The sequence below is a fragment of the Pseudomonas sp. F-14 TE3482 genome, assembly GCF_053629455.1.
Genome location: NZ_JBRJII010000001.1, coordinates 1,042,213 through 1,066,642 on the forward strand (window position 1 = coordinate 1,042,213; position 24,430 = coordinate 1,066,642).

The 24,430-nt window shown below is 60.8% G+C and carries 9 protein-coding genes and 1 pseudogene; 7 read left to right on the forward strand and 3 right to left on the reverse strand.

Features of this window, described 5'->3' with window-relative positions:
• Positions 1-149: 149 nt before the first annotated feature.
• Both AB7M26_RS04575 and AB7M26_RS04580 read left to right on the forward strand, forming a co-directional pair.
• A complete protein-coding gene (locus tag AB7M26_RS04575) occupies positions 150-12,185 on the forward strand; it encodes a retention module-containing protein (protein WP_429388133.1) in 12,036 nt (4,011 codons plus the stop codon).
• Positions 12,186-12,332: 147 nt separating this feature from the next.
• A complete protein-coding gene (locus tag AB7M26_RS04580) occupies positions 12,333-12,671 on the forward strand; it encodes a hypothetical protein (RefSeq protein ID WP_007896114.1) in 339 nt (112 codons plus the stop codon).
• Between the two features lie 116 nt (positions 12,672-12,787).
• On the opposite strand, the pseudogene AB7M26_RS04585 reads toward AB7M26_RS04580, so the two are convergent.
• A pseudogene (locus AB7M26_RS04585) lies at positions 12,788-13,098 on the reverse strand (DUF6124 family protein).
• A 590-nt stretch (positions 13,099-13,688) separates the two neighbouring features.
• Here AB7M26_RS04585 and AB7M26_RS04590 point away from each other — a divergent pair.
• Positions 13,689-14,867, forward strand: coding sequence for an integrase core domain-containing protein (locus AB7M26_RS04590; protein WP_123501468.1), 1,179 nt, complete (start codon positions 13,689-13,691; stop codon positions 14,865-14,867).
• A gap of 163 nt (positions 14,868-15,030) precedes the next feature.
• Here AB7M26_RS04590 and lapD read toward each other — a convergent pair whose 3' ends face one another.
• A complete protein-coding gene (gene lapD, locus AB7M26_RS04595) occupies positions 15,031-16,977 on the reverse strand; it encodes a cyclic di-GMP receptor LapD (RefSeq protein ID WP_123499547.1) in 1,947 nt (648 codons plus the stop codon).
• Between the two features lie 14 nt (positions 16,978-16,991).
• Positions 16,992-17,684: a cysteine protease LapG gene (gene lapG / locus AB7M26_RS04600; RefSeq protein ID WP_123499545.1), complete on the reverse strand. Its 693-nt coding sequence runs from the start codon at positions 17,682-17,684 to the stop codon at positions 16,992-16,994.
• A 199-nt stretch (positions 17,685-17,883) separates the two neighbouring features.
• Here lapG and AB7M26_RS04605 point away from each other — a divergent pair, with 199 nt between their 5' ends.
• The 4 genes from AB7M26_RS04605 (at position 17,884) to AB7M26_RS04620 (ending at position 24,412) form a co-directional block, all read left to right on the forward strand.
• Positions 17,884-18,576 (forward strand): GntR family transcriptional regulator, encoded by a 693-nt coding sequence (locus AB7M26_RS04605; RefSeq protein ID WP_123499543.1) that lies wholly within the window; start codon positions 17,884-17,886, stop codon positions 18,574-18,576.
• A 685-nt stretch (positions 18,577-19,261) separates the two neighbouring features.
• On the forward strand, positions 19,262-20,038 hold the full coding sequence (locus tag AB7M26_RS04610) for a DUF3050 domain-containing protein (protein ID WP_429388137.1): 777 nt from the start codon (positions 19,262-19,264) through the stop codon (positions 20,036-20,038).
• Positions 20,035-20,967, forward strand: a complete 933-nt coding sequence (locus tag AB7M26_RS04615) for a diiron oxygenase (RefSeq protein WP_429388140.1) — start codon at positions 20,035-20,037, stop codon at positions 20,965-20,967. Before AB7M26_RS04610 ends, AB7M26_RS04615 begins: the two co-directional genes overlap by 4 nt.
• 10 nt (positions 20,968-20,977) lie before the next feature.
• Positions 20,978-24,412 (forward strand): non-ribosomal peptide synthetase, encoded by a 3,435-nt coding sequence (locus tag AB7M26_RS04620; protein WP_123499537.1) that lies wholly within the window; start codon positions 20,978-20,980, stop codon positions 24,410-24,412.
• Positions 24,413-24,430 lie beyond the last annotated feature (18 nt).

The following is a 24,430-nucleotide window of genomic DNA, read 5'->3' on the forward strand; positions in this document are numbered from 1 at the left end:
GTTAATTTCGAAAAAATATAGCCAAATTATTGACGATTTACGCGTCAAACTTATGTAGCAAATATCTTGAAAGTACGTCCAGCCCCGATCGGCGATCACGCCGCGCGGTCCATGGAGGTCAACTGAACGTGACACCCGGAGAGTCTTCAATGAGCAGTGTTGTTGCCATCGTCAAAAGCATTGTTGGTCAGGTTTTCGCGGTGTCGCCAGAAGGCATCCGCCGCGTACTCGTTGAAGGCGACCGGTTGTTGGTCGGCGATCAGGTAGACACCGGTGCCGCCGGCGCCATTACGCTCGAACTGGCTGATGGCCGGACCCTGGACCTGGGCCGCGACACTCAGTGGAGCGGCAGCGATCCGGATTCCAGCACTGACCTTGCGCAAGCCACTGCACAAGCCGCGCCATCGGTTGACGAATTGCAACAAGCCATCGCTGCAGGCGTCGACCCGACCACCGCTCTTGAAGCCACCGCGGCCGGCCCTACGGCTGCGAGCGGGGGCGGCTCTACCGGTGGTGGCCACAGCTTCGTGGCCCTGGAGGCAACCGCTGCCCGGGTCGACCCGACTATCGGCTTCCCGACTGAGGGTCTCGCCACTGCCGCGCTGGCAACACAAGACACCACCGGCGGCCAGACTGCCGACACCAGCGCCAATGCCCTGCGCGAATCGACCCTGAGCCTGAGCGCCACGCCGACCATCACCGAGGCCGGTGGCGTGCTGGTTTACACGGCGACCCTGACCCAGGCGCCGCTGACCGACCTGACCATTACCCTGTCCAATGGCTCGGTGATCGTGATTGCAGCTGGCCAAACCACCGGCACCGTCAACGTTCCGTTGGCACCGAACGACACGGTTTATAACGATCCGACCCAGATCAACGTGACCGTCACCGGCACCACGGGCGGCAGCGGTATCGTGGTCACCCCGCCGACAGTTCCGGCCGTGACCCAGGTCACCGACACCGTCGACACCACCACCGTCACACTGTCAGCGGGCTCGACCGTCACTGAAGGTGGCCAGATCACCTACACCGCGACATTGACCAACCCGGCGCAAACGCCGGTCACCGTCACCTTGTCCAACGGTTCGACCATCACCATCGCCGCTGGCAACACCACCGGCAGCGTCAACGTTCCGACGCCGGCCAACGACGTCTACAACAATGGCAGTACCGTCAGCACCACGATTACCGGCGCGACTGGCGGCAACTTCGAAAACCTGGTGCCGAATCCAACCCCGGCCGTCACCACCATTACCGATTCCGCCGACACCACCACCGTCACGCTGACGGCGGGTTCGACTGTCACCGAAGGCGGTCAGATCACCTACACCGCGACCCTGACCAACCCGGCGCAGACGCCAGTCACCGTCACCCTGTCCAACGGTTCGACCATCACCATCGATGCCGGCCAGACCACCGGCAGCGTGAACGTTCCGACGCCGGCCAATGACGTCTACAACAATGGCAGCACCGTCAGCACCACGATCACCGGGACTACCGGTGGCAACTTCGAGAATCTGGTGCCGAACCCGACTCCGGCGGTCACCACCATTACCGATTCGATCGACGACACTGGCCTGACCCTGTCCGCTACCGGCAGCGTCACTGAAGGCGGCCAGATCACCTACACCGCCACGTTGACCAACCCGGCGCAGACGCCGGTCACCGTGCCCCTGTCCAACGGTTCGACCATCACCATCGAAGCCGGTAAAACCACCGGTTCCGTGAACGTCGACACCCCGGCCAATGACGTCTACAACAACGGCAGCACCGTCAGCACCACGATCACGGGCGCTACCGGCGGCAACTTCGAGAACCTGGTAGCGAGCACCACGCCTGCCGTCACCACCATCACCGACTCGATCGACAATACCGGCCTGAGCCTCAGTGCCACCGGCACCGTCGTCGAAGGCGGCCAGATCACCTACACCGCCACCCTGACCAACCCGGCCGGCACGCCGATGACCGTGACCTTGAGCAACGGCTCGGTCATTACCATCGAAGCGGGCAAGACCACCGGCAGCGTGAGCGTCGATACGCCGGCCAACGACGTCTACAACAACGGCAGCACCGTCAGCACTACGATCACCGGCACCACCGGCGGCAATTTCGAGCAACTGACCCCGAGCACGGAGCCGGCGCTCACCACCATTACCGACTCGAAAGACGACACCGGCCTGAGCCTGTCGGCGTCCACCGAAGTGGCCGAAGGTGGTCAGATTCTGTACACCGCGACGTTGACCAACGCCGCCGGGACTCCGGTCACCGTCACGTTGAGCAATGGCGCCGTGATCACCATCGCCGCTGGCGCGACCACCGGCAGCGTGAGCGTCGATGCGCCTGCCGATGATGTTTATAAAGATGCCGGCAAGGTCGAAGTCACCATCACGGACGCCGCCGGTGGCAACTTTGAGAACCTGGTGACGGACCCGGCGGCAGCGGTCACCGAGGTGACTGACACCCTCGACACTTCGACGGTTAATCTGACGGCGACGTCTACTGTCGCTGAAGGCGGGACCGTGGTTTACACCGCGTCCGTCAACGCACCGGTCACCGGTTCGCCAGTGGTTGTCACTCTGTCCAACGGACAGACCATTACCATTCCGGTTGGATTGAGCAGCGGTTCTGTCAACTTCGTTGCGCCAAACGATGCGCTGGCCGGTGGCAGCTCGCTGAGCGTCAAGATCGACGATGCGAAAGGTGGTAACTACGAGAAGCTGGAGGTTGACGGCAAGTCGGCTGATACCTCGGTGACTGACACTGCGGACACCACAACCCTCAGCCTGAGCGCTACTGACTCGGTCGCTGAAGGCGGCTCCATCGTTTACACCGCGACCTTGACCAACGCCGCTGGCACGCCAGTGACCGTCACCCTGAGCAACGGTGCCGTGATCACCATCGCCGCCGGCGCCACCAGCGGCTCCGTAACCGTCGATGCGCCGAAAGACGATGTCTACAAAGACGCCGGCCAAGTCGAAGTGACCATCAAGGAAGCCGCAGGCGGCAACTTCGAAAGTCTGGCGACCAACCCGGCGGCTGCGGTTACCGAGGTGACTGACACCCTCGATACTTCGACCGTGAACCTCACTGCAACCAGCACTGTGGCTGAAGGCGGTACCGTGGTTTACACCGCGTCCGTGACTTCTCCAGTCACCGGCTCACCAGTGGTTGTCACCCTGTCGAACGGCCAGACCATCACCATCCCGGTCGGGTCGAGCAGCGCTAGCGTGAACTTCACCGCGCCAAACGATGCCCTGACCGGTGGCACCTCCCTGAGCGTCAAGATCGACGATGCCAAAGGCGGCAACTACGAGAAACTGGAAGTCGACGGTAAATCAGCCGACACCTCAGTGACCGATGCTGCGGACACCACCAACCTGTCGCTGACTGCGACCGGTGCCGTGGATGAGGGTGGCCAGATCACCTACACGGCAACCCTGACCAATGCGGCCGGCACACCAGTAACCGTCACGCTCAGCAACGGTGCCGTGATCACCATCGAAGCGGGTAAAACTACCGGCTCCGTGACCGTCGATGCACCAAAAGACGACGTCTACAAAGACGCCGGCACCGTCGAAGCGACCATCAAAGGCGCGACTGGTGGCAACTTCGAGAACCTGGTCGCCAGCGACACCCCAGCGGTGACCACTGTTAACGACACCATCGACACCAGCACCGTTTCGCTGAGTGCCACTTCGACCGTCGCTGAAGGCGGCACCGTGGTTTACACGGCGTCTGTAACCTCACCGGTCACCGGCTCGCCAGTGGTCGTCACTCTGTCCAACGGCCAGACCATTACCATTCCGGTTGGATTGAGCAGCGGTTCTGTCGACTTCGTTGCGCCAAATGATGCGCTGGCCGGTGGCGGCTCCTTGAGCGTCAAGATTGACGGCGCAACGGGCGGCAACTACGAGAAGCTGGACGTCGACGGCAAGTCCGCGGACACCTCGGTTACCGATACTGCGGACACCACCAACCTGTCGCTGACTGCGACCGGTGCCGTGGATGAGGGTGGCCAGATCACCTACACGGCAACCCTGACCAATGCGGCCGGTACACCAGTGACCGTCACGCTGAGCAACGGTGCCGTGATCACCATCGAAGCGGGTAAAACCACCGGCTCCGTGACTGTCGATGCACCGAAGGACGATGTCTACAAAGACACCGGCACCCTCGAAGCGACCATCAAAGACGCGACTGGTGGCAATTTCGAGAACCTGGTCGCCAGCGACACCCCGGCGGTGACCACCGTCAATGACACCATCGATGCCAGCATCGTTTCGCTGACTGCCACTTCGAGTATCACTGAAGGCGGGACCGTGGTTTACACCGCGTCCGTGACTTCGCCAGTCACCGGCTCGCCGGTGGTTGTCACCCTGTCCAACGGCCAGATCATCACCATACCGGTCGGCTCGAGCAGCGGCTCTGTCAACTTCGCTGCGCCAAACGATGCCCTCGCTGGCGGAGGCTCTCTGAGCGTCAAGATTGACGGCGCAACGGGCGGTAATTACGAGAAGCTGGACGTCGATGGCAAATCAGCAGACACCTCGATCACTGACACGTCGGACACCACAACCCTCAGCCTGAGCGCTACTGACTCGGTCGCTGAAGGCGGCTCCATCGTTTACACCGCGACCTTGACCAACGCCGCTGGCACGCCAGTGACCGTCACCCTGAGCAACGGTGCCGTGATCACCATCGCCGCCGGCGCCACCAGCGGCTCCGTAACCGTCGATGCGCCGAAAGACGATGTCTACAAAGACGCCGGCCAAGTCGAAGTGACCATCAAGGAAGCCGCAGGCGGCAACTTTGAAAACCTGACCACCAGCCCAGCGGCTGCAGTTACCGACGTGACCGACACCCTCGACACCTCGACCGTAAGCCTCACTGCGACCAGCACTGTTGCTGAAGGCGGCACCGTAGTTTACACCGCGTCCGTCAGCGCACCGGTCACCGGTTCACCGGTGGTTGTCACCCTGTCCAACGGCCAGACCATCACCATTCCGGTCGGCTCGAGCAGCGGTTCTGTCAATTTCGTTGCGCCAAACGATGCCCTGACCGGTGGCACCTCCCTGAGCGTCAAGATCGACGATGCCAAAGGCGGCAACTACGAGAAACTGGAAGTCGACGGCAAATCAGCCGATACCTCAGTGACCGATACTGCGGACACCACCAACCTGTCGCTGACCGCGACCGGCACCGTGGATGAGGGTGGCCAGATCACCTACACGGCAACCCTGACCAATGCAGCCGGCACACCAGTAACCGTGACGCTGAGCAACGGCGCCGTGATTACCATCGAAGCGGGTAAAACCACCGGCTCCGTGACCGTCGATGCGCCGAAGGACGACGTCTACAAGGACGCCGGCACCGTCGAAGCGACCATCACAGGTACGACCGGCGGCAACTTCGAGAAGCTGGTTACCAGCGATACGCCGGCGGTGACCACCGTCAATGACACCATCGACACCAGCACCGCTTCGCTGAGTGCCACTTCGAGCGTCGCCGAAGGCGGCACCGTGGTTTACACCGCGTCGGTCTCTGCTCCGGTGACCGGTTCACCGGTGGTTGTCACCCTGTCCAACGGTCAGATCATCACCATCCCGGTCGGCTCGAGCAGCGCCAGCGTCAACTTCACTGCGCCAAACGATGCCTTGGCCGGCGGCGGCTCCCTGAGCGTGAAGATCGACGATGCCAAAGGCGGCAACTACGAGAAACTGGAAGTCGACGGCAAATCAGCCGACACCTCAGTGACCGACACCGCTGACACCACCAACCTGTCGCTGACCGCCAGCGGTTCAGTGGATGAAGGCGACCAGATCACCTACACCGCGACCCTGACCAATGCGGCCGGTACACCAGTAACCGTGACGCTGAGCAACGGCGCCGTGATTACCATCGAAGCGGGTAAAACCACCGGCTCCGTGACCGTCGATGCTCCGAAGGACGACGTCTACAAAGACGCCGGCCAAGTTGAAGTCACCATCAAGGACGCTGCAGGCGGCAACTTCGAAAATCTGGTGACCAACCCGGCGGCTGCGGTTACCGACGTCACCGATACCCTCGACACTACGACGGTCAACCTGACCGCGACGTCTACCGTTGCCGAAGGCGGGACCGTTGTTTACACCGCGTCCGTCTCCGCCCCGGTCACCGGTTCGCCGGTGGTTGTCACTCTGTCCAACGGCCAGACCATCACCATCCCGGTCGGGTCGAGCAGCGCTAGCGTGAACTTCACCGCGCCAAACGATGCCTTGACCGGCGGCATCTCCCTGAGCGTCAAGATCGACGATGCCAAGGGCGGCAATTACGAAAAGCTGGAAGTCGACGGCAAGTCGGCGGATACCTCGGTGACCGATACTGCGGACGCCACCACCCTCAGTTTGAGCGCAACCGACTCGGTCGCTGAAGGCGGTTCCATCGTTTACACCGCGACCCTGACCAACGCCGCCGGGACTCCGGTCACCGTCACATTGAGCAACGGCGCGATCATCACCATTGCCGCCGGTGCGACTACCGGCTCCGTGACTGTCGATGCGCCAAAAGATGACGTCTACAAAGACGCCGGCAAAATCGAAGTGACCATCAAGGACACTGCGGGCGGCAACTTCGAAAATCTGGCGACCAACCCGGCGGCTGCGGTTACCGACGTCACCGATACCATCGACACATCGACCGTGAACCTCACTGCAACCAGCACTGTGGCTGAAGGCGGTACCGTGGTTTACACCGCGTCCGTAACTTCGCCGGTCACCGGTTCGCCGGTGGTTGTCACCCTGTCCAACGGCCAGACCGTCACCATTCCGGTCGGCTCGAGCAGCGCCAGCGTCAACTTCACCGCACCGAACGATGCCCTGGCCGGTGGCGGTTCCCTGAGCGTCAAGATCGACAACGCCAAGGGTGGCAACTACGAAAAACTGGAAATCGACGGCAAGTCGGCCGACACCTCGATCACCGACACTGCGGACACTACGACCCTCAGCTTGAGCGCTACGGATTCGGTCGCGGAAGGCGGTTCCATCGTTTACACCGCGACCCTGACCAATGTTGCCGGCGCTCCGGTCACCGTCACGTTGAGCAACGGTGCGGTCATCACCATTGCTGCCGGTGCCACCACCGGTTCTGTAACCGTCGACGCACCGAAGGACGACGTTTACAAAGACGCCGGCCAAGTTGAAGTAACCATCAAGGATGCCGCGGGCGGCAACTTCGAAAACCTGGCGACCAACCCGGCGGCAGTGGTTACCGAGGTGACCGACACCCTCGACACCTCGACGGTCAACCTGACCGCGACGTCTACCGTCGCCGAAGGCGGTACCGTGGTTTACACCGCGTCCGTAACTTCGCCTGTCACCGGTTCGCCAGTGGTTGTCACCCTGTCCAACGGCCAGATCATCACCATTCCGGTCGGCTCAAGCAGCGGCTCTGTCAACTTCGTTGCGCCAAATGATGCGCTGGCTGGCGGCACCTCCCTGAGCGTCAAGATCGACGATGCCAAAGGCGGCAACTACGAGAAACTGGAAGTCGACGGCAAATCAGCCGACACCTCAGTGACCGATGCTCCGGACACCACCAACCTGTCGCTGACCGCGACCGGCACCGTGGATGAAGGCGGCCAGATCACCTACACCGCGATCCTAACCAACGCCGCCGGCACACCTGTGACCGTCACGCTGAGCAACGGCGCCGTCATCACCATCGAAGCGGGTAAAACTACCGGTTCCGTGACCGTCGACGCACCAAAAGACGACGTCTACAAAGACGCCGGTACTGTCCAGGCAACCATCTCCACCGCCACCGGTGGTAACTTCGAAAACCTGGTGCCAAGCACTGCCCCGGCAGTAACCAGCATCACCGACACCCTCGACACCTCGACCGTCACCCTGAACGCCACCGCTTCGGCAACTGAAGGCGGCACCGTCACTTACACCGCGACTGTCGGTGCGCCCGTGACGGGCAGCCCGGTCACCGTGTCCTTGGCCAACGGTCAGACGATCACCATCGAAGTCGGTAAAACCACCGGTACCGTGACCACCGCCGCACCGAACGACGCATTGGCCGGTCATGCTCCGCTGACCAACTCGATCACCAGCGTCAGCGGCGGCAACTACGAGAACCTGGTAGCGGATAAAACGCCGGTCAGCACCATCGTGACCGACACCGTCGACACCACCAACCTCAGCCTGAGCGCGACCAACTCGGTCGCCGAAGGTAGCCAGATCACTTACACCGCGACCCTGACCAACGCCGCCGGCACTCCGGTGACCGTGACGTTGAGCAATGGCGCCGTGATCACCATCGACGCTGGCAAAACCACTGGCACCGTGACTGTCGATGCGCCGAAGGACGACGTCTACAAAGACGCCGGCCAAGTCGAAGCAACCATCACTGGTGCGACCGGCGGCAACTTCGAAAACCTGGTCACCAGCAATACTGCTGCGGTCACGACTGTCACCGACACGATCGACAAAACTGAAGTCAGCATCAGTGGCAGCACCTCGGTGACCGAAGGCCAGACCGCCAGCTACACCGTCAGCCTGACGCACCCGGCGCAGACCGAAGTGACCCTGAAAATCGTCTACAGCGGCACCGCCGCCGATGGTTCGGACTTCACCGGCGTGTACACCGTGAAAATCCCGGCGGGCGCCAGCAGCGCGAGCTTCAACGTCGCGACGCTGGACGACAAGCTCACCGAAGGCACCGAAAACTTCGTGGTCAAGATCGACTCGGCCACCGGGGGCAACTTCGAAAATCTCGCGGTCAGCACCACCAACGGCAGTGTCAGCACTTCGATCATCGACAACGACGCCGCGCCGGTCCTCGACCTGGACGCCAACAACTCCAGCGGCGCCACCGGGGCCAACTACAACGTGACCTTCACCGAAGGCACCACCGGCCAGGGCGTGTCGATCGGCGATACCGACCTGCGCATCACCGACCCGGACAGCACAATGCTGACCGGCGCGACCATCGTGCTGACCAACCGTCAGCCGGGCGATGCGCTGAACCTGGGCAACAGTGTCAATGGCATCAGCATCAACGCCAACAGCCAGGACGGCACGGTCACCCTGACCCTGTCGGGCAACGCGACGCTGGCCGATTACATGCAGCAGATCAAAAACATCAGCTTCACCAACAGCAGTGAAGATCCGAGCACCGTGCCGCGGATCATTACCGTGACGGTGACCGATGGCAGCAACTACTCCAACACCGCGACCACCACCGTCAACGTGGTGGCCGTGAACGACGCGCCGACCGCCGCACCGGTTAACGTCACCGGCACCGAAGACACCCCGCTGATTCTCGGCTGGTCGACCTTCGGCATCAGCGATGTCGACAGCGCAACCGCCAACCTGGGGGTGAAAATCACTCAGCTGCCGGGCGACGGCAAGTTGCAGTACCTGGACGGTGCGACCTGGAAAGACGTGGCGACCAACCAGACCTTCAGCAAGGCCGACATCGACGCCGGCAAGTTGCGCTTCACGCCAGATGCCAACGAATCGGGCGTCGATGGCTACGGCGGCAGCGGCGTGGGCAACAAACAGGCGGACTACGCACAGATCAAGTTCCAGCCAACCGACGGTCAACTGCTGGGCAACACCGGCACGGTGAAAATCGACATCACACCGGTTGCCGACGCGCCATCCCTGAGCGTCGCGGACAACAGCGTCAAGTCCACCGGGCTGATCAAGGAAGTCTGGACCGGTCTGTCGGGCCTGGGCACCGATGGCAGCGGCGCATCTTCCAGTACGCTGAAATCGGTCATCGACGGCGCGGGTACACCGAACTCCAGTGGCACCGTGACCAATGTGCAGTCCAACGGCAGCGTCACGGCCGGCACGGCGTCGAAAACGTCGGGCCTGATTTACCTCGAAGCCGGCAAGACGTACACCTTCAGCGGTACCGGTGACGACAGCCTGTTGGTGACCATCGGTGGTAAAAACGTGGCCGCAATCACGTGGGGCGCGGGCGGTAACCTGAACGGTTCGTTCATCCCGACCACCAGCGGTTATTACACCCTGGACATCTACCACCACAACCAGAACGGCCCGGGCAGCTATGACGTCAACCTGTCGGTCAACGGCGGTGCGGCGGTCGACTTGAGCAGTGCCGGCGTGCCGCTGTACACCGGCGTGGCGGATCTGGCCGCTTCTGGCGTGACGGTTTCCGACCTGCACGGCAGCAATGGCGAAGGCTATTACGACGGCTACAAACTCAACGAAGGCGCCGAAGGCACCAGCGTTCACCTGTCCGCGATCAAAACGGCACTGACCGACACCGATGGCTCTGAAAGCCTGAGCGTGAAGATCAGCGGCATACCGGCGGGCTCAGTGCTCACCGACGGTGCGGGCCATACCTTCACCGCCAGCGCCACCTCCGGTGAAGCCAACGTCACTGGCTGGAACCTCGGCACGCTGACCGTTACTCCGCCGCCGTACTACAACGGCCAGTTCACCCTGACCGTGACATCGACATCCACCGAAGCCCATGGCGGTTCGGCACCGAGTACCGCGCAGATCCCGGTCACGGTGTACCCGGCGGTTTACAACGCCACCACCGCCACAGCGGCCGACGACACCATCACCGGCACCGACGGCAACGACATCATGGTCGCCGATATCGGCGGGCTGACCGTGGTGCCGGGCACCAACTACAACATCGCGTTCATGGTCGACAGCTCGGGCAGCATGAGCCCTTCTTCGATCAGCGCCGCCAAGGATTCGCTGACTGCGGTATTCAACACCCTCAAGCAAAGCATGGGCGGTAACTCCGGGACGGTGAACATTTTCCTGGCGGACTTCGATAACCAGGTCAACAAGTCGGTGTCGGTGAACCTGAACGACCCGAATGCCCTGACCTTGCTCAAATCCGTGCTGGACTCGATGTCGTCCGGCGGCGGCACCAACTATGAGGACGTGTTCAAAACCACGGCCAACTGGTTCCAGAGTGCCGATGCGATGGCCAACACCGGCGCGAAGAACCTCACGTACTTCATTACCGATGGCAAGCCGACCTACTACCAGGGCGGCGAGCAAACCAACCCGACCTTGTTCGGCAATGTGAGGCTCGATGACGTCATCACCACCTCCAATTACAAGTTGGGGCAGACTTATTCCGTTGACCTGGACAGCACTCACTACCTGACCATCGACAGCGCTGGCAACGTCACGCTGCTGACTCAGAATAAAAAGGGCAACTGGCACAGTTCTGAACTGGGCACCCTCCATGCCGAGGGTAACGGCACGTACGAACTGTCCTATCGCGATGGCACCGGCTACAGCACCGATTCCACCGCCATCGACAACTCCACCAGCAGCTTCACGTTGCTGAGCAACGTGTCGACTGTCGAAGCCATCGGCCTGAACAAGGACGTCACCCTCGGCGACCTCAAGCCGTACGACTCGGATCAAACGCCACAAACCAACATCGACCCGAAAGACCTGGCCAACTCGATCATCGGCCATACCGAAGCGACGATGCCGGGTGCCGACACGGTCAGCGGCGGTGACGGCAACGACCTGTTGTTCGGCGATCTGGTGAGCTTCAATGGTGTTGCCGGCGAGGGTTATCAGGCCATGCAGGCGTTCGTAGCCCAGCAGACCGGCGTCGACGTCAGCAAAGTCACCACCAGCAACGTGCACCAGTACATCACCGAGCACTACACCGAGTTCGACGTCTCTGGCGCCCACGATGGTAACGACACGCTGCTGGGTGGCGCGGGCAACGACATTCTCTTCGGCCAGGGTGGCAACGACCTCCTCGACGGCGGCAAGGGCAATGACATCCTGCTCGGCGGCAGCGGCAATGACTCGTTGATCGGTGGTCAAGGCAACGACATGCTGATTGGCGGTTCGGGTGCCGACACCTTCATCTGGAAAGCTGGCGATACCGGCAGCGACGTGATCAAGGACTTCAAAGCCAGCGAAGGCGACCGCATCGACCTGCGTGATCTGTTGCAGGGCGAAACCGGCAGCACCATTGATAACTTCCTGAAGATCACCACGGTGGATGGTGTGTCGTCTCTGCAAGTCAGCTCTGGCGGCAAGTTCAACGGCGCCGATGCCGCAGCGGCCACCCCGGACGTGACGATCAAACTGGAAGGCAACAATTGGTCCAGCGCCAGCATCAACTCGTTGATCGCCGGCAGTGACCCGACCATCAAGGTCGATCACAACAACAGCTGATCAGCAGGCTGACGGCCGCCCAAACCGGGCGGCCGTCACGTTTGCGCCCACCTCACGGGTGACGATATCGTCGTCGCACCGCATACTCGCCTGCGTTGGCCTATGCTGCTGACAGCACGACGCTGGTCCATTTCCGAGGGATGCTCAATGTTTTACGTGCAACGCGATGCGCAAGGTCAGTTAGTGCGCGTGGAAGCCACGGCCTACGCCGAGGCCACGGAAACGCTGCCGGCCGACCACCATGAAATCCAGGCCTGGTTTGCCCACGAAGTGGTTGAAACCAGCCTCAAGCAGCTCAAGCAGAGCGACCTGGAAATGATCCGGGTACTCGACGACTTGATTCAGGTGCTGACCCAAAAAGGTGTGATCCGCGTTACCGACCTGCCGGCCGCCGCGCAAGCCAAGCTGATGGACCGGACCCAGGCCCGTGAAGCGTTGGGCGGGTTGAGCCAATTGATCGATGATGATGAGACGGGGTTGATCTGAATCCCCGGTAAAGCAAAAGATCGCAGCCTTCGGCAGCTCCTACAGAGGAATGTGTACCCCTGTAGGAGCTGCCGAAGGCTGCGATCTTTTTTTTCGCGTCACCACAATGCTCTGAATTACACCTCGGCCCGAGGCTGCATCTGCGGCGACTCAAGGTGATCCAGCGCCCGTTCCACCAACAATTGCACACCATCAGCCATTCGGCTGAGCGCCGCGAGCCTTCCATATCGTCCGCCAGGTCGGCGGCGATGGCGCTGATGGAGAGTAGGTCTTCGGAGGCGTTGGCCAGAAGGGCTTCGGTGTCGATGTCGGGGGAGACGGTGAAGAGGCGGCCTTTGCGGGGCTCAGGCGGATTTGGAGTTACTTTGAACATAAGAAATACCCTAAACAGTAAGTTGGAGCCGTCACCGTTCGCTTGCACGCGAATAGGGTGGCGGCCGTGCGCAGGTGTGCAAGACCGGGACTGTTTAGGACACCCAGCAGATCCGAGGATCTCCTGCGCGCAGCCGCCATAAAGCAGTGAACATCGAAATGCTCATTGAGAGGAATGGCAGCACGCTACCTAAACAGTTTGGTCGGACTTGCACGTCCGTGTCACCGATTATTCAGTGACAAGGCCAGACTAGCCCTGAGTTTTGGCCAAAACAAGTTCACCAAAACCGCTACAACTTGAAGGAAATCTCCTAGGAATTTGCTACCGGAATAATCGGTGTCCCCACGGGCGCCATCGCGGGCAAGCCCGCTCCCACAGGGGGCGGAGGTAAACGCAGGATTGTGGTACCACACAAACTCTGTGGGAGCGGGCTTGCCCGCGATGACGGCATTAGCCTTACTGCCAAGGCTTAGGCTCACCAAACAACTACCCCTCCCACAGGGGGCGGAGGTGAACGCAGGATTGTGGTACCACACAAACTCTGTGGGAGCGGGCTTGCCCGGGTAGAAACCGGAGACATCCTTTACGTTTTAAACCGGAGACATCGTTTACAGGTATGAAATACGGTCAGGAGGTGCCTGACCATGCCCTGGAATCGAGAGTCCCCAATGGATCAGAGAGTGAAACTCGTAGGCGACTGGATGTCCGGCGCCTATTCCAAATGTGAGCTGGCACGGCATTACGGTGTCAGCCGGCCCACTTTGGACAAGTGGCTAGCGCGCTATGCTGAACGTGGCATCGACGGGCTCAAAGAGCTGTCCAGACGTCCGCACCACAGCCCCCATCAAATCAGTGAGCATGTCCTTGAGTTGCTGATCGCTTATAAGCGCGAGCATCCGAGTTGGGGACCTGAGAAGTTGGTTCACAACCTTAAAAACACGCACGCGGAGCTGCCTTGGCCCGCGTTGAGCACCGCTGGCGAATGGCTCAAGCGTGCAGGTTTGGTGCAAAAACGACGTTTCCTTAATCGCCCACCGACGGGGCCTATTCCATTACGCGAAGCCACAGAGCCCAATCAAACATGGGCGGCGGATTTCAAAGGCGACTTCGCCCTGCAATCAGGTCAGCGCTGCTTTCCTTTGACGATCTCCGATCATGTCAGTCGATTCCTCTTACTTTGTCGGGCGCAAAGCAGTGTGGCTGGGGCGCGCGAAGGATTTGACTGGGCTTTTCGAGAGTATGGGTTGCCCAATGTCATTCGCACGGATAACGGTTCACCTTTTGCCTCGACCGGCGTGTCGCGCATCTCCAGTCTGGCGGCGTGGTTCATACGTTTGGGTATCTATCCCGAGCGTATCCAGCCCGGACGCCCTGACCAGAATGGCCGCCATGAACGAATGCACCGAACCCTCAAGGCTGCGCTGCTTCAGACACCTGAGCATAATTTGGTACAGCAGCAGCTGGCGTTTGAACGGTTTCGCCACGAATACAACTACGAACGCCCTCACAAGGCCCTGGCAATGAAGGTTCCGGCGGATGTTTATGTGCCATCCAGCCGCCTCTACGACGGACGTGTGCCGGAGGTGAATTACCCTTCACAAATGCTGGTCAGAAAAGTCCGGCAAAACGGTTCAATGAAGTGGAAAGGTGGAATGGTATTTGTCAGCGAATCGCTGGTGGGTGAGGCACTAGGGCTGAAGGAGGTGGAAGATGAGGTCTGGGAAGTGTATTTGTGCAATTACCTTTTAGGTCGTTTGAAAAGCGGTGAAAACCGCCTTTCAAACCCACAAAAACGTAAAGGATGTCCCCGGTCTCGATTGTAAAGGATGTATCCGTTTCTACACCGCGATGACGGCATTAGCCTCACTGCCAAGGCTTTGGCTCACCAAACAACTACCCCTCCCACAGGGGGCGGAGGTGAACGCAGGATTGTGGTACCACACAAATTCTGTGGGAGCGGGCTTGCCCGCGATGACGGCATTAGCCTTACTGCCAAGGCTTAGGCTCACCAAACAACTGCCCCTGAACCCCATACAACCCCATCTCACGAATCACCGCCAACTCCCCTTCGGTCTCGACCCGCTCGGCAATCAGCGGCAAATCAATGCTGTGCGCTGCCCGCTGAATCGCCTCGATAAACAGACGCTTGTCGCTCTCCTGATCAATCGCCCGGATGTAACTGCCGTCGATCTTCAGATACGCCAACCCCAGCCGCGCCAGATTGCCGATCATGCTGAAACGTCCACCAAAACGCTGCAGGCTCAACGAGAACCCAAGCTCGCGCAGACGCCGCGTCAGCTGTTCCAACACCGCTTGCTCGGGCAATTGCTCTTCGCCGATTTCCAGGGTCAGTCGTTCCCCGAGATTCGAATGCTGACGCAGGATCTCGAACACTTTGTTCAGCGCCTGCGGATCCGCCAGTGTCGCCGAAGACAGGTTCAGCGCCAGCGACTCGTCATGCTCGGCCATCTGTTCAAGCACTAACTCCAGCATCAAACGGTCCAGCCGCGCGGTCCAGCCGAAACGCTCGAGCCAGGGCAAGAAACGCCCGGCGGGAATGGTCTGACCTTGCTCGTCGAGCAAGCGCGATAGCACTTTGTAATGCAGCACCACCTGCGTGTCGTGGCTGGCCACCACCGGCTGGAAGTACAGCTCGAAACGCTGCTGATCCAACGCCTGATCCAGCAAGGTGTGCCAGGCATGGTGGTCATCGCCAACCCGGGCCGATGCACTGTGATCGAGGCACGCCCAGCTTGGTTCGCCCTGACTTTCCGCCTGGGCCAACGCCTGATCCGCCAACCCGATCACTGCTTGCGGCGAGTCGCCATGGGCAAACGGCGCCAGCCCGATTGAAGCCACCGACGCCACGTCCGTGGCGCCCGTCGCATGCAGGCTCGCCAAGGCGCTGTCGAGGTTACTCGCCAGTTGCAGCGCTTCTTCGCGCACCAGCCCCGGCGCCAGCACGGCGAATTCACCGCCACGAATGCGCGTGACGAGGTTCTGGGTTTCCGGGTACTTGGCGCACTCCCGGGACAACTGCTCGCCCACCGCTTTCAACAATTCATCGGTACGCTGACCACCCAGCCGCTGGTTCAAACCAGCCAGATCCTTGACCCGCAACAGCAGCAAATAGCCGGAACTGGCCTGCTCGGCATTGCTCACTCGCGCGTTCAATTGCATTTCGAAATAGCGCCGGTTGGCCAGGCCGGTCAGGTTGTCCTGATAGGATTCGGCCCGCAGTTTTTCACTGCGTTCGGCCTGCTCCTGGAACAGCGCCTTGAGCTTCTCGACCATCTGGTTCATGGCCTGCACCACCCGCCGCAGTTCCGGGGTGCGCGGCAGTTCCGGCAGGCTGAGGAATTCGCGGCGAGCAATGGCGTGGGATTGCTTGACCATGTAATCGAGCGGCTTCAGTTGCCGGCGCAGCAACAGCGCGCCCAGCACCGCACTCACCGCGCCGCAGATCAGCAGCCAGCCAAGGCTGCCCAATGCGCTCTGCCACAGCTTGGCCAACGCAAACATCGGATGGCTGACCACCTCGACCCGCGCGGCCTGCTCCCAGCCACGGCTGACAAGCGCGTCGCCACCGGCCGGTTCCAGGCCGATCAGTTTGACGAACCAGTCCGGCACGTTGGTGACCGCCGGGATGCCGCTGCGCTCGACAATTGTCTTGTCGTTGGTCAGATCGACCACACGGATGCTCGCGTAATAACCGCTGTCGAAGATCGAACTGACCAGCAGCTCGACCATCGCCGGGTCATCGATGTTCGGTGTCAGAGACAGCGCCAACGCCGTGGCTGCGTCCTGGGCATGGGAGCGCAACTGGTTGACGTACTGGGTACGCGAGCTTTCCAGACTGACCATGAAGCTGCCGGTGAAGGCGACCACCAGGAACAGACAGATAGCGATCAACAGCTGTTTGAACAAGGACATCTGAGCGCGTGCTCCTAGTTAGTCGTCTCGACCGGAAAACCTTCGGCCTGCATTTTCTTCAACACATCCTGCCAGCGGGACAGGCGTTTGGTGTCTCCGACCTTTTTGTTGCCCTTGGCACCCGGCAACCACAACCCTTCGGCATTGAAAGAGTAGACCGGCAGCAAATCGGTTCGCTGGCTGGCAGGCTTGATCCCGTCGATCAGGCTGTCGAGCACCAAAGGCATGGCCTCGGGGCTCGAATAGTAGGTCAGCACCATGTGCGCGCGGTTCAGGCGCAAAGCCTTGACGTAGGTGATGCGCAGCTTGTCACTGGAGACACCGAGATGGCGCAGGCTGAAATACTTGGCGATAGCGTAGTCTTCGCAGTCGCCGGCGCCTTTCCATAAGCCTTCGATCGGCGTTTCCCAATAATCGACCTCGTGCCACAGGTCGATGTCTTCTTCGTAGCGCATCTGCTTGTTGAAGAACCGGTTGACTACGTTGAGCTGTTCCAGCTCGCCAATCTGCTTCTGCGTGGCCAGCAACTGCTGCCAGGCATCGATGCGCTGCTGCCCTTCACCCAAAGGCCCGTACAACGCCTGCGCGCGACGGCTGATCAGCGAAAAATCCCAGTCGGCATGCAGCCCGCCCAGCATGATGCCGGCCAGCAGCAGCGCGCAGCCTGGCCAGCGCAAAGTCCGAGGGATCGCGAAACGTACCGCCAATGCGAGGCATCCAGGGTAGGCAGGTGGAAGTCGGTTGATGGTGCAGGTTAGCCCGGTAAAAAACAATGGCACGGTGAGATCACCGTCGGCACGCTAGACTTTAAGGTAATGCGATCTTTTGCCCGTTTGACAACCTGTCAGCCAGTCACTAGGGTCCATTTGGATCCAGAATTTATCAGCCAATCAGGGTGCGTTTGTTGTGACACAGAAGCCTAGCCCTCTCAGCAGTATCAAGGTCAACGGGCCGATTCCCGCTCATCTGGCACGCTCGGTGATCGAAGAAACCCTGCGCGCGGCCATCCTGGACGGACGCCTGCCGCGCAGTACCGCCCTGCGCCAGCAGGAACTGGCTGACCTGTTCGGCGTAAGCCGCATGCCGGTGCGTGAGGCATTACGCCAGTTGGAGGCGCAATCACTGCTTAATGTGGTCCCGCACAAAGGCGCCGTGGTGGCCCCGCTGATCGACAACGATGCGGTCGAAACCTACGCCTTGCGCTCGGTGCTGGAGTCATTCGCTTTGCGCCTGTCCATTCCCCTGCTCGATGACAGCGACCTGGCGCAGGCGGGCCAATATATCGAGCAACTGGAAGCGCAAACCGATTACTCCGAGATCGGCAAGCTCAATCGGCTGTTTCACATGTCGCTTTACCACAAGGCACCTAACCGCAAGCTTCTGGGCCTGATCGAACGCGAGCTCAATGAAGAAGAGCGCTTCCTGCGCTTTCATCTGTCGTCCATGGGGCTGGGCAAACTCACCCAAGACGACCATCGCGCACTGCTCGAGGCCGCGAGGGCCAAAGACATCGATAAAGCGGTTGCCTTGCTGGAGCAGCACCTGGAAAAAGCCTCCGCCACCATGCGGCGGTATCTGGATCAACAGCTCAAACGTTAATCGCTCGCCGGCGACCTGGCCGGCGTATCACTTCCTTACATATTCCCCCTCTCCATCTCCGCTCTTGCCTGGCGCGGCGAAGCCGTGCGCGCAACCGGTCGCCGCCATCAGTTCAATGGCACTGCCATTGATTTAGGCTCACTCTTGCGTTTATCGATTCAAACAGACCAAAAGAAGTCAGCGCCTGACAGAAAACCAGGCGAATCGAAGCCAATACGCAAGGAGCGGCGCCAACAGGCGGGATAATCGGAAGTCCGACCGATGTCCCGCCCATAAAACATCAAATCTTGATTCCCTGTTCCCTGAAGTGCTCTGAGTGAGGCATTCACTCAATCTATTCAATTCTGATGAATACAAATCGGAAGGAGCCACTTCGCCTGAATAAAACTTATATTAAAAGTTTTATAAGGCCACTTCACGCCCAATAAATTGTCCACTTCAAATAATTAAAATATTGCTTGCCGCCTACTTGTTTCGTGTATTAGTTTTTTCTTCGTCGAGCCGTTATCGACCGCTCCTGCTTCCGGAAAAGCCCCACCAGGCAAGACCTGCAAGGCCGACAAGGGCATTCAGAGCGAATATTTAAACAACTTTGGTATTCCATGGATTTCGGTTCAGGCGCCCGCTCGTCTTTATAAAAAAGCGGGTGACCTTGCCGCCAAACAACATTGATGAGGACGTTCATATGCAGCCCACTAAAGAACAACTTTTTCTGAAAAAACGCGAACTTGGCCAACACCCGGTTTTTTCCGAAATAACATCAATTAACTTATTGCGCCGTTTTATGGAAAGCCATGTTTTCGCGGTGTGGGACTTCATGTCCCTGACCAAACGGCTGCAACGTGAACTCACTTGTGTCCATCTGCCCTGGCTGCCGCCGGCGGACCCGCACGCTGCACGCCTGATCAACGAAATCGTGCTGGGCGAAGAATCGGATGACCGCCCGGGGGCGGGGTATTGCAGTCACTTCGAACTGTATCTGGACGCCATGCGAGAGGTCGGCGCGGACACCCGGGCCATTGAGCGATTCATCGCGTTGCAACAGGAGGGCGTTAGCCCCGAGACCGCGCTGGACAGTGTCGAGGTTGAACCGGCGGCGGCCCGGTTCGTTCGCCAGACCCTGCACACCGCCCTGCACGCCCCGGCCCACAGTGTGGCTGCCGCGTTCGTGCATGGTCGCGAGAGCGTCATTCCGCAGATGTTCCAGCGCATGCTGGATGCCTGGGGCATTGGCCTGGATCAAGCCCCGACGTTTCGTTACTACCTGCAACGGCACATCGAAGTCGATTCCGAAGACCACGGCCCGGCGGCGGAAAAACTGCTGGCACGGCTGATCGATGGCGACCCGCAGCGCGAAACCGAAGTGCTGGCCGCCGCGCTCGCCGCTGTCCAAAGCCGCGCCGCCCTGTGGGACGGCCTGCGCCAGAGCATGACCCAACCGGTTGCGCAGGTGACGCCATGAACGCCGTCCACTACCAATCCTTCGCTGACGCCTGGGAAAGCCGCGCCACGATCCGCACCCGGCCACGGCGCCGGCTCGAAGACGACGACAAACTGATCTTCACCATGAGCCGCCAACCCCTGGTCCACAGCCAGACCTTTCTCAGCCACTGCCCGCAGCTGCGCGACTTTGTGCTGGTGCAGAGCCTTTACAAGTTCATCAACGACGTGGTGATTTTCGAGACCGAGCTGGTGGACAACACCGCCCGCCGCATCGCCAAGAACAGCTTCGGCATTGAGTTCCCGTTCGCCTGCCGCTACGACGCGATGACGGTCGTGGTAGACGAGGATTACCACGCACTGGTGGCGATGGATTTCATGCAGCAGACCATCGACATGACCGGTATCGCACCGATCCCGTTGCCCATGCAGATCGAACTCAGCCGCGCGATACCGGCGACGCTGGCCCAGGCACCGAAGCACCTGCTCAGCGCCGTAGAGCTGATCTGCATCGCCATTGCCGAAAACACCGTAACCAATGAAGTGGCGGCCTTCGCCCGGGACGATTCGGTCAAGGCTTCGATCAAGGGTTTGATGGCCGACCACCTTATGGACGAGGGGCGTCACGCCGGTTTCTGGACGCGGCTGGTGCAGATTTACTGGTGCTCCGCCCCCGAAGAGGACCGCCATGCGATAGCGCGATTGATGCCGGGTTTCATCGCCCAGTATCTGGCGAGCGATCTGCAGCAGGCGTTCGATTTCGAGCTGATCGCTCACCTGTCCGTCGATGAGTCGGTACGCCAGTCGCTGCGTGAAGACGCCAGTGCGCTGGCCTACCCCATCAACCGATTTCATCCGCTGGTGGGCAACATCACGCGCTTCTTTCGCAGCAGTTCGATGCTCGCCTCCCCCTGCGTGCGCGACGCCTTGGCCGACTACCTGACCCCCTGAGGATCCGTCCATGAGACGCCTTGAAATTGCAGTGTCTGGCAGCAGCCAGGCAATGGCCGAACTGGCCCTTGAACTTGAACTGCACGGCCATGGTGTCGTGCGTATTGAATCGCCGGCCAATCACGGCCCGGTGGATTTGTTGATCGACGACGGAACGGCGCCGTGCGACGGCGTCCAGGCCCGGTCTCGCCTGGAGGTACGCGTCTCACTCGATGCCCTGGCGGACGAGACGTTGCCGCAGCCGGTGGTGGTTTTTCGCGACGGTGCGCAGCGACTGTTATGGCGGCAGGTTATCGCTCCTGAAAGCGGCGGCAACGGCCAGTCTCTGCGCCTGCGCACACTGGCAGCGGTAGTCGAAAGCGGCGCACGGCTGGTCAGCCAGTTTTCCCGGGATGAGGCCTGTTTCGATCATTGGCCAACGGCGGAGGTCGGCGCTGCCGAGTCACTATTGCATGGGCTTGATGCACTGGAGATGCTGGCCTTCGAACACCGCCTCAATGCGCCTGCGGTGCCGTGGCTGCTGGCCGCCGCCCAAGTGCCGGTGATGCACAGCATTGAGCAGCGCATGCTCGATGACGCGACGCAACCGGCCCTGTGGGTCGATGGTTTGCTCGTCGATTACAAGTCCTTACGCAGCCTGGCGCTGAGCTTGCAACAACCGATGCTAAACATGCTGCGCCACCGCGGCGCAACCGAGCGCCCGGTGGTGATCGGCGTGTGCCTGCCCAAGTCGCCGCAGCTGTACGCGGCGATTCTGGCGGTGCTGGGTTGCGGCGCGGTGTACCTGCCGCTGGACCCGCAGCATCCGGCACAACGTCGGCGCTTCATTCTGGAAAACGCCAACGCAGACCTGCTGTTGCACGACGGCGCCAGCGAGTTGGGCGACGTCTCGCTGCCGATGCTGGACATTCGCCGTCTGCCTTCGCCCAAGCCCGGCCTCCCGGCCTCGCTGATCCGCCGCACGGTGAACATCGACGAACCGGCCGTGGCGATCTACACCTCCGGCACCACCGGCCAGCCCAAAGGCGTGTTGCTCAGCCATCGCAACCTCAGCCATTTCTGTGCCTGGTACGCCGACCATGTCGGGTTACAGCGCAGCAGTCGGTCGTTGCAGTTTTCCACCATCAATTTCGACGCGTCGCTGCTGGATATCCTGCCGACCTTTATCCAAGGCGCGCGACTGGTGGTGCCCAGCGACGACCAGCGCCGCGATCCACAGCAATTGGTCGAGTTGATTCGCGGGCAGCAAGTGACCCACGCCTTCCTGCCACCGGCGCTGCTGAGCGTCATGCCGCTGCAAGCACCGCTGGGCCTTGAGCACTTGATTACCGGTGGCGATGTCTGCGAGCCGTTCGTGATCGCGCAGCTCGCACCGCAATGTCGATTCCACAATATTTATGGCCCGACCGAAACCACGGTGTTGGCCACCACGCGGCAATTTTGCGTCGGCGATAGCAATCGCAACCTCGGCATCCCCATCGCCAATGGCCGGGTGTTGATTCTGGATGAGCAACTGCAACCAGTGCCTCAAGGCACACCCGGCGAGTTGTATATCGCCGGGCCGGGTGTCGGCCTGGGTTATCTGAACGACCCGGCGCTGACGGCGGCGCGCTACCTCAACCTGACGCTGCCCAACGGGCAGGCGTTGCGGGTTTATCGCACCGGCGATATCGGCCAGTGGACCAACGAGGGGATCGAGCTGAGTGGCCGTCGTGATAACCAGGTGAAGATCCGGGGCTTTCGGGTCGAGCCCGAGGAAATCGAGCATTGCCTGCGCGAAAGCCAGCTGTTTCGTCAGGTGGCGGTGGTGGTCGATGAACGGCGGCGGATCCTGGCGTACCTGGTTCACCCCAGGGAAGAGCAGCCCGGCACCGCCCTCTCGGCCTTGCGCGAGCATGTGCAAAACGCGCTGCCCGGTTACATGCACCCCGGCGCCTACATTGAACTGCCACGCCTGCCTTACACCAGTAACGGCAAGGTCGATCGACGGGCTCTGCTCGCGACCTCGGGACAGGTCCAGGTCGCCAGTCAGCGGCGCCAGCCGCAGACCCCGTTGCAGATGCAGTTGCGCCAGCTGTGGTCCGAGTTGCTTGAGCTGCCGGTCGAGGAGATTGCCACCGACGAGAGCTTCTTCAACCTGGGCGGGCATTCGATTCTGCTGTCGCAGCTGCTGCTGAGCATCCGCCAGGTGTTCGGTCGCAGCCTGTCGATCAATCGCTTCATCGAGGCGCCTACGTTGCTGACCCTCGCCAAGCTGCTCGATGGCCCCGAGCAAAGCGCAGCTTCGACGCTCAGCCCCCAGGCCTTCATCGATGCCGAAGCCGAACTCAACCTCGATCCGCTGCCGGTCAGCCAGTGCGGTGATGTGCATAAAGTGCTGGTGACCGGCGCCAACAGCTTTCTCGGGGTGCACATCGTCGAGGCTTTGCTGGCCTGGGGCGCCACCGAGGTCGCATGCCTGGTGCGTGAGTCCGGCGGACAAACCGCGGCCGAACGTTTCGCCCAGGCCCTGCGGGATAACCGTCTCACCCATCTGGACCTGAGCCGGGTCAGCGTTTACGCCGCCGACATCACCCAACCGCAATTGGGTTTGCCGGACGACGTTTACGCGCGCATCGACCGCACTTTCGGCGCGCTGGTGCACAACGCCGCCAACGTCAATCACGTGCTCGATTACGAGTCGTTGGCGCGGGATAACGTCGAGCCGATTTTCGAGTGCCTGCGCCTGTGCGAAGGACGCAGCAAGAAGATCTTCAACTTCGTCTCGACGCTCTCGGCGTCCAGCACGATTTCCGACGATGGCCGGGTGCTGGAGTTGCCCGCCGCGCAGACACCGCCGATCTACATCAAGAATGGCTACAACCTGTCCAAGTGGGTCGGCGAGCGGATCCTCGAACGGGCACGCGAGCGTGGGGTGCGAGTCAATCTTTTTCGCCCCGGCAACATCAGTTTCAACAGCCTCACCGGCGTCTGCCAGCCCCACAAAAATCGCTTGATGCTGATGCTCAAGGGCTCGATCCAGCTCGGCCAGGTGCCGGAACTGGCGCTGAATTTCGACCTGATGCCGGTGGATTTCCTCGCCCGTTTCATCGCCTTCCACGCCAGCCGTTACCAGGCCGAAAAAGCGGTGTTCAACCTGCACAACCCCGAGCCCCTGAGCTGGGACGCCTACGTGGCGCCATTTCGCGAGACCGGTCGGGAATTCGCCATGGTCAGCGTCGCCGACTGGCAGCAGCAACTGAGCCGCGTCGATAGCGAAAACGCGCTGTTTGGCGTGCTGGGTTTCTACCTCAACGGCTTCGAAGAAGACATCGGCGACATCTCGATGATCGGCCATGACAACGCCCAGGCCGGCGTGCGGCAGATGGGCGCGCATTACCCGGAAAAATCCCCGGCGCTGCTGCGACGCGGCTGCGACTACCTCAAAGAAATCAACTTCATCTGATTCACCCTAATCCTGCAC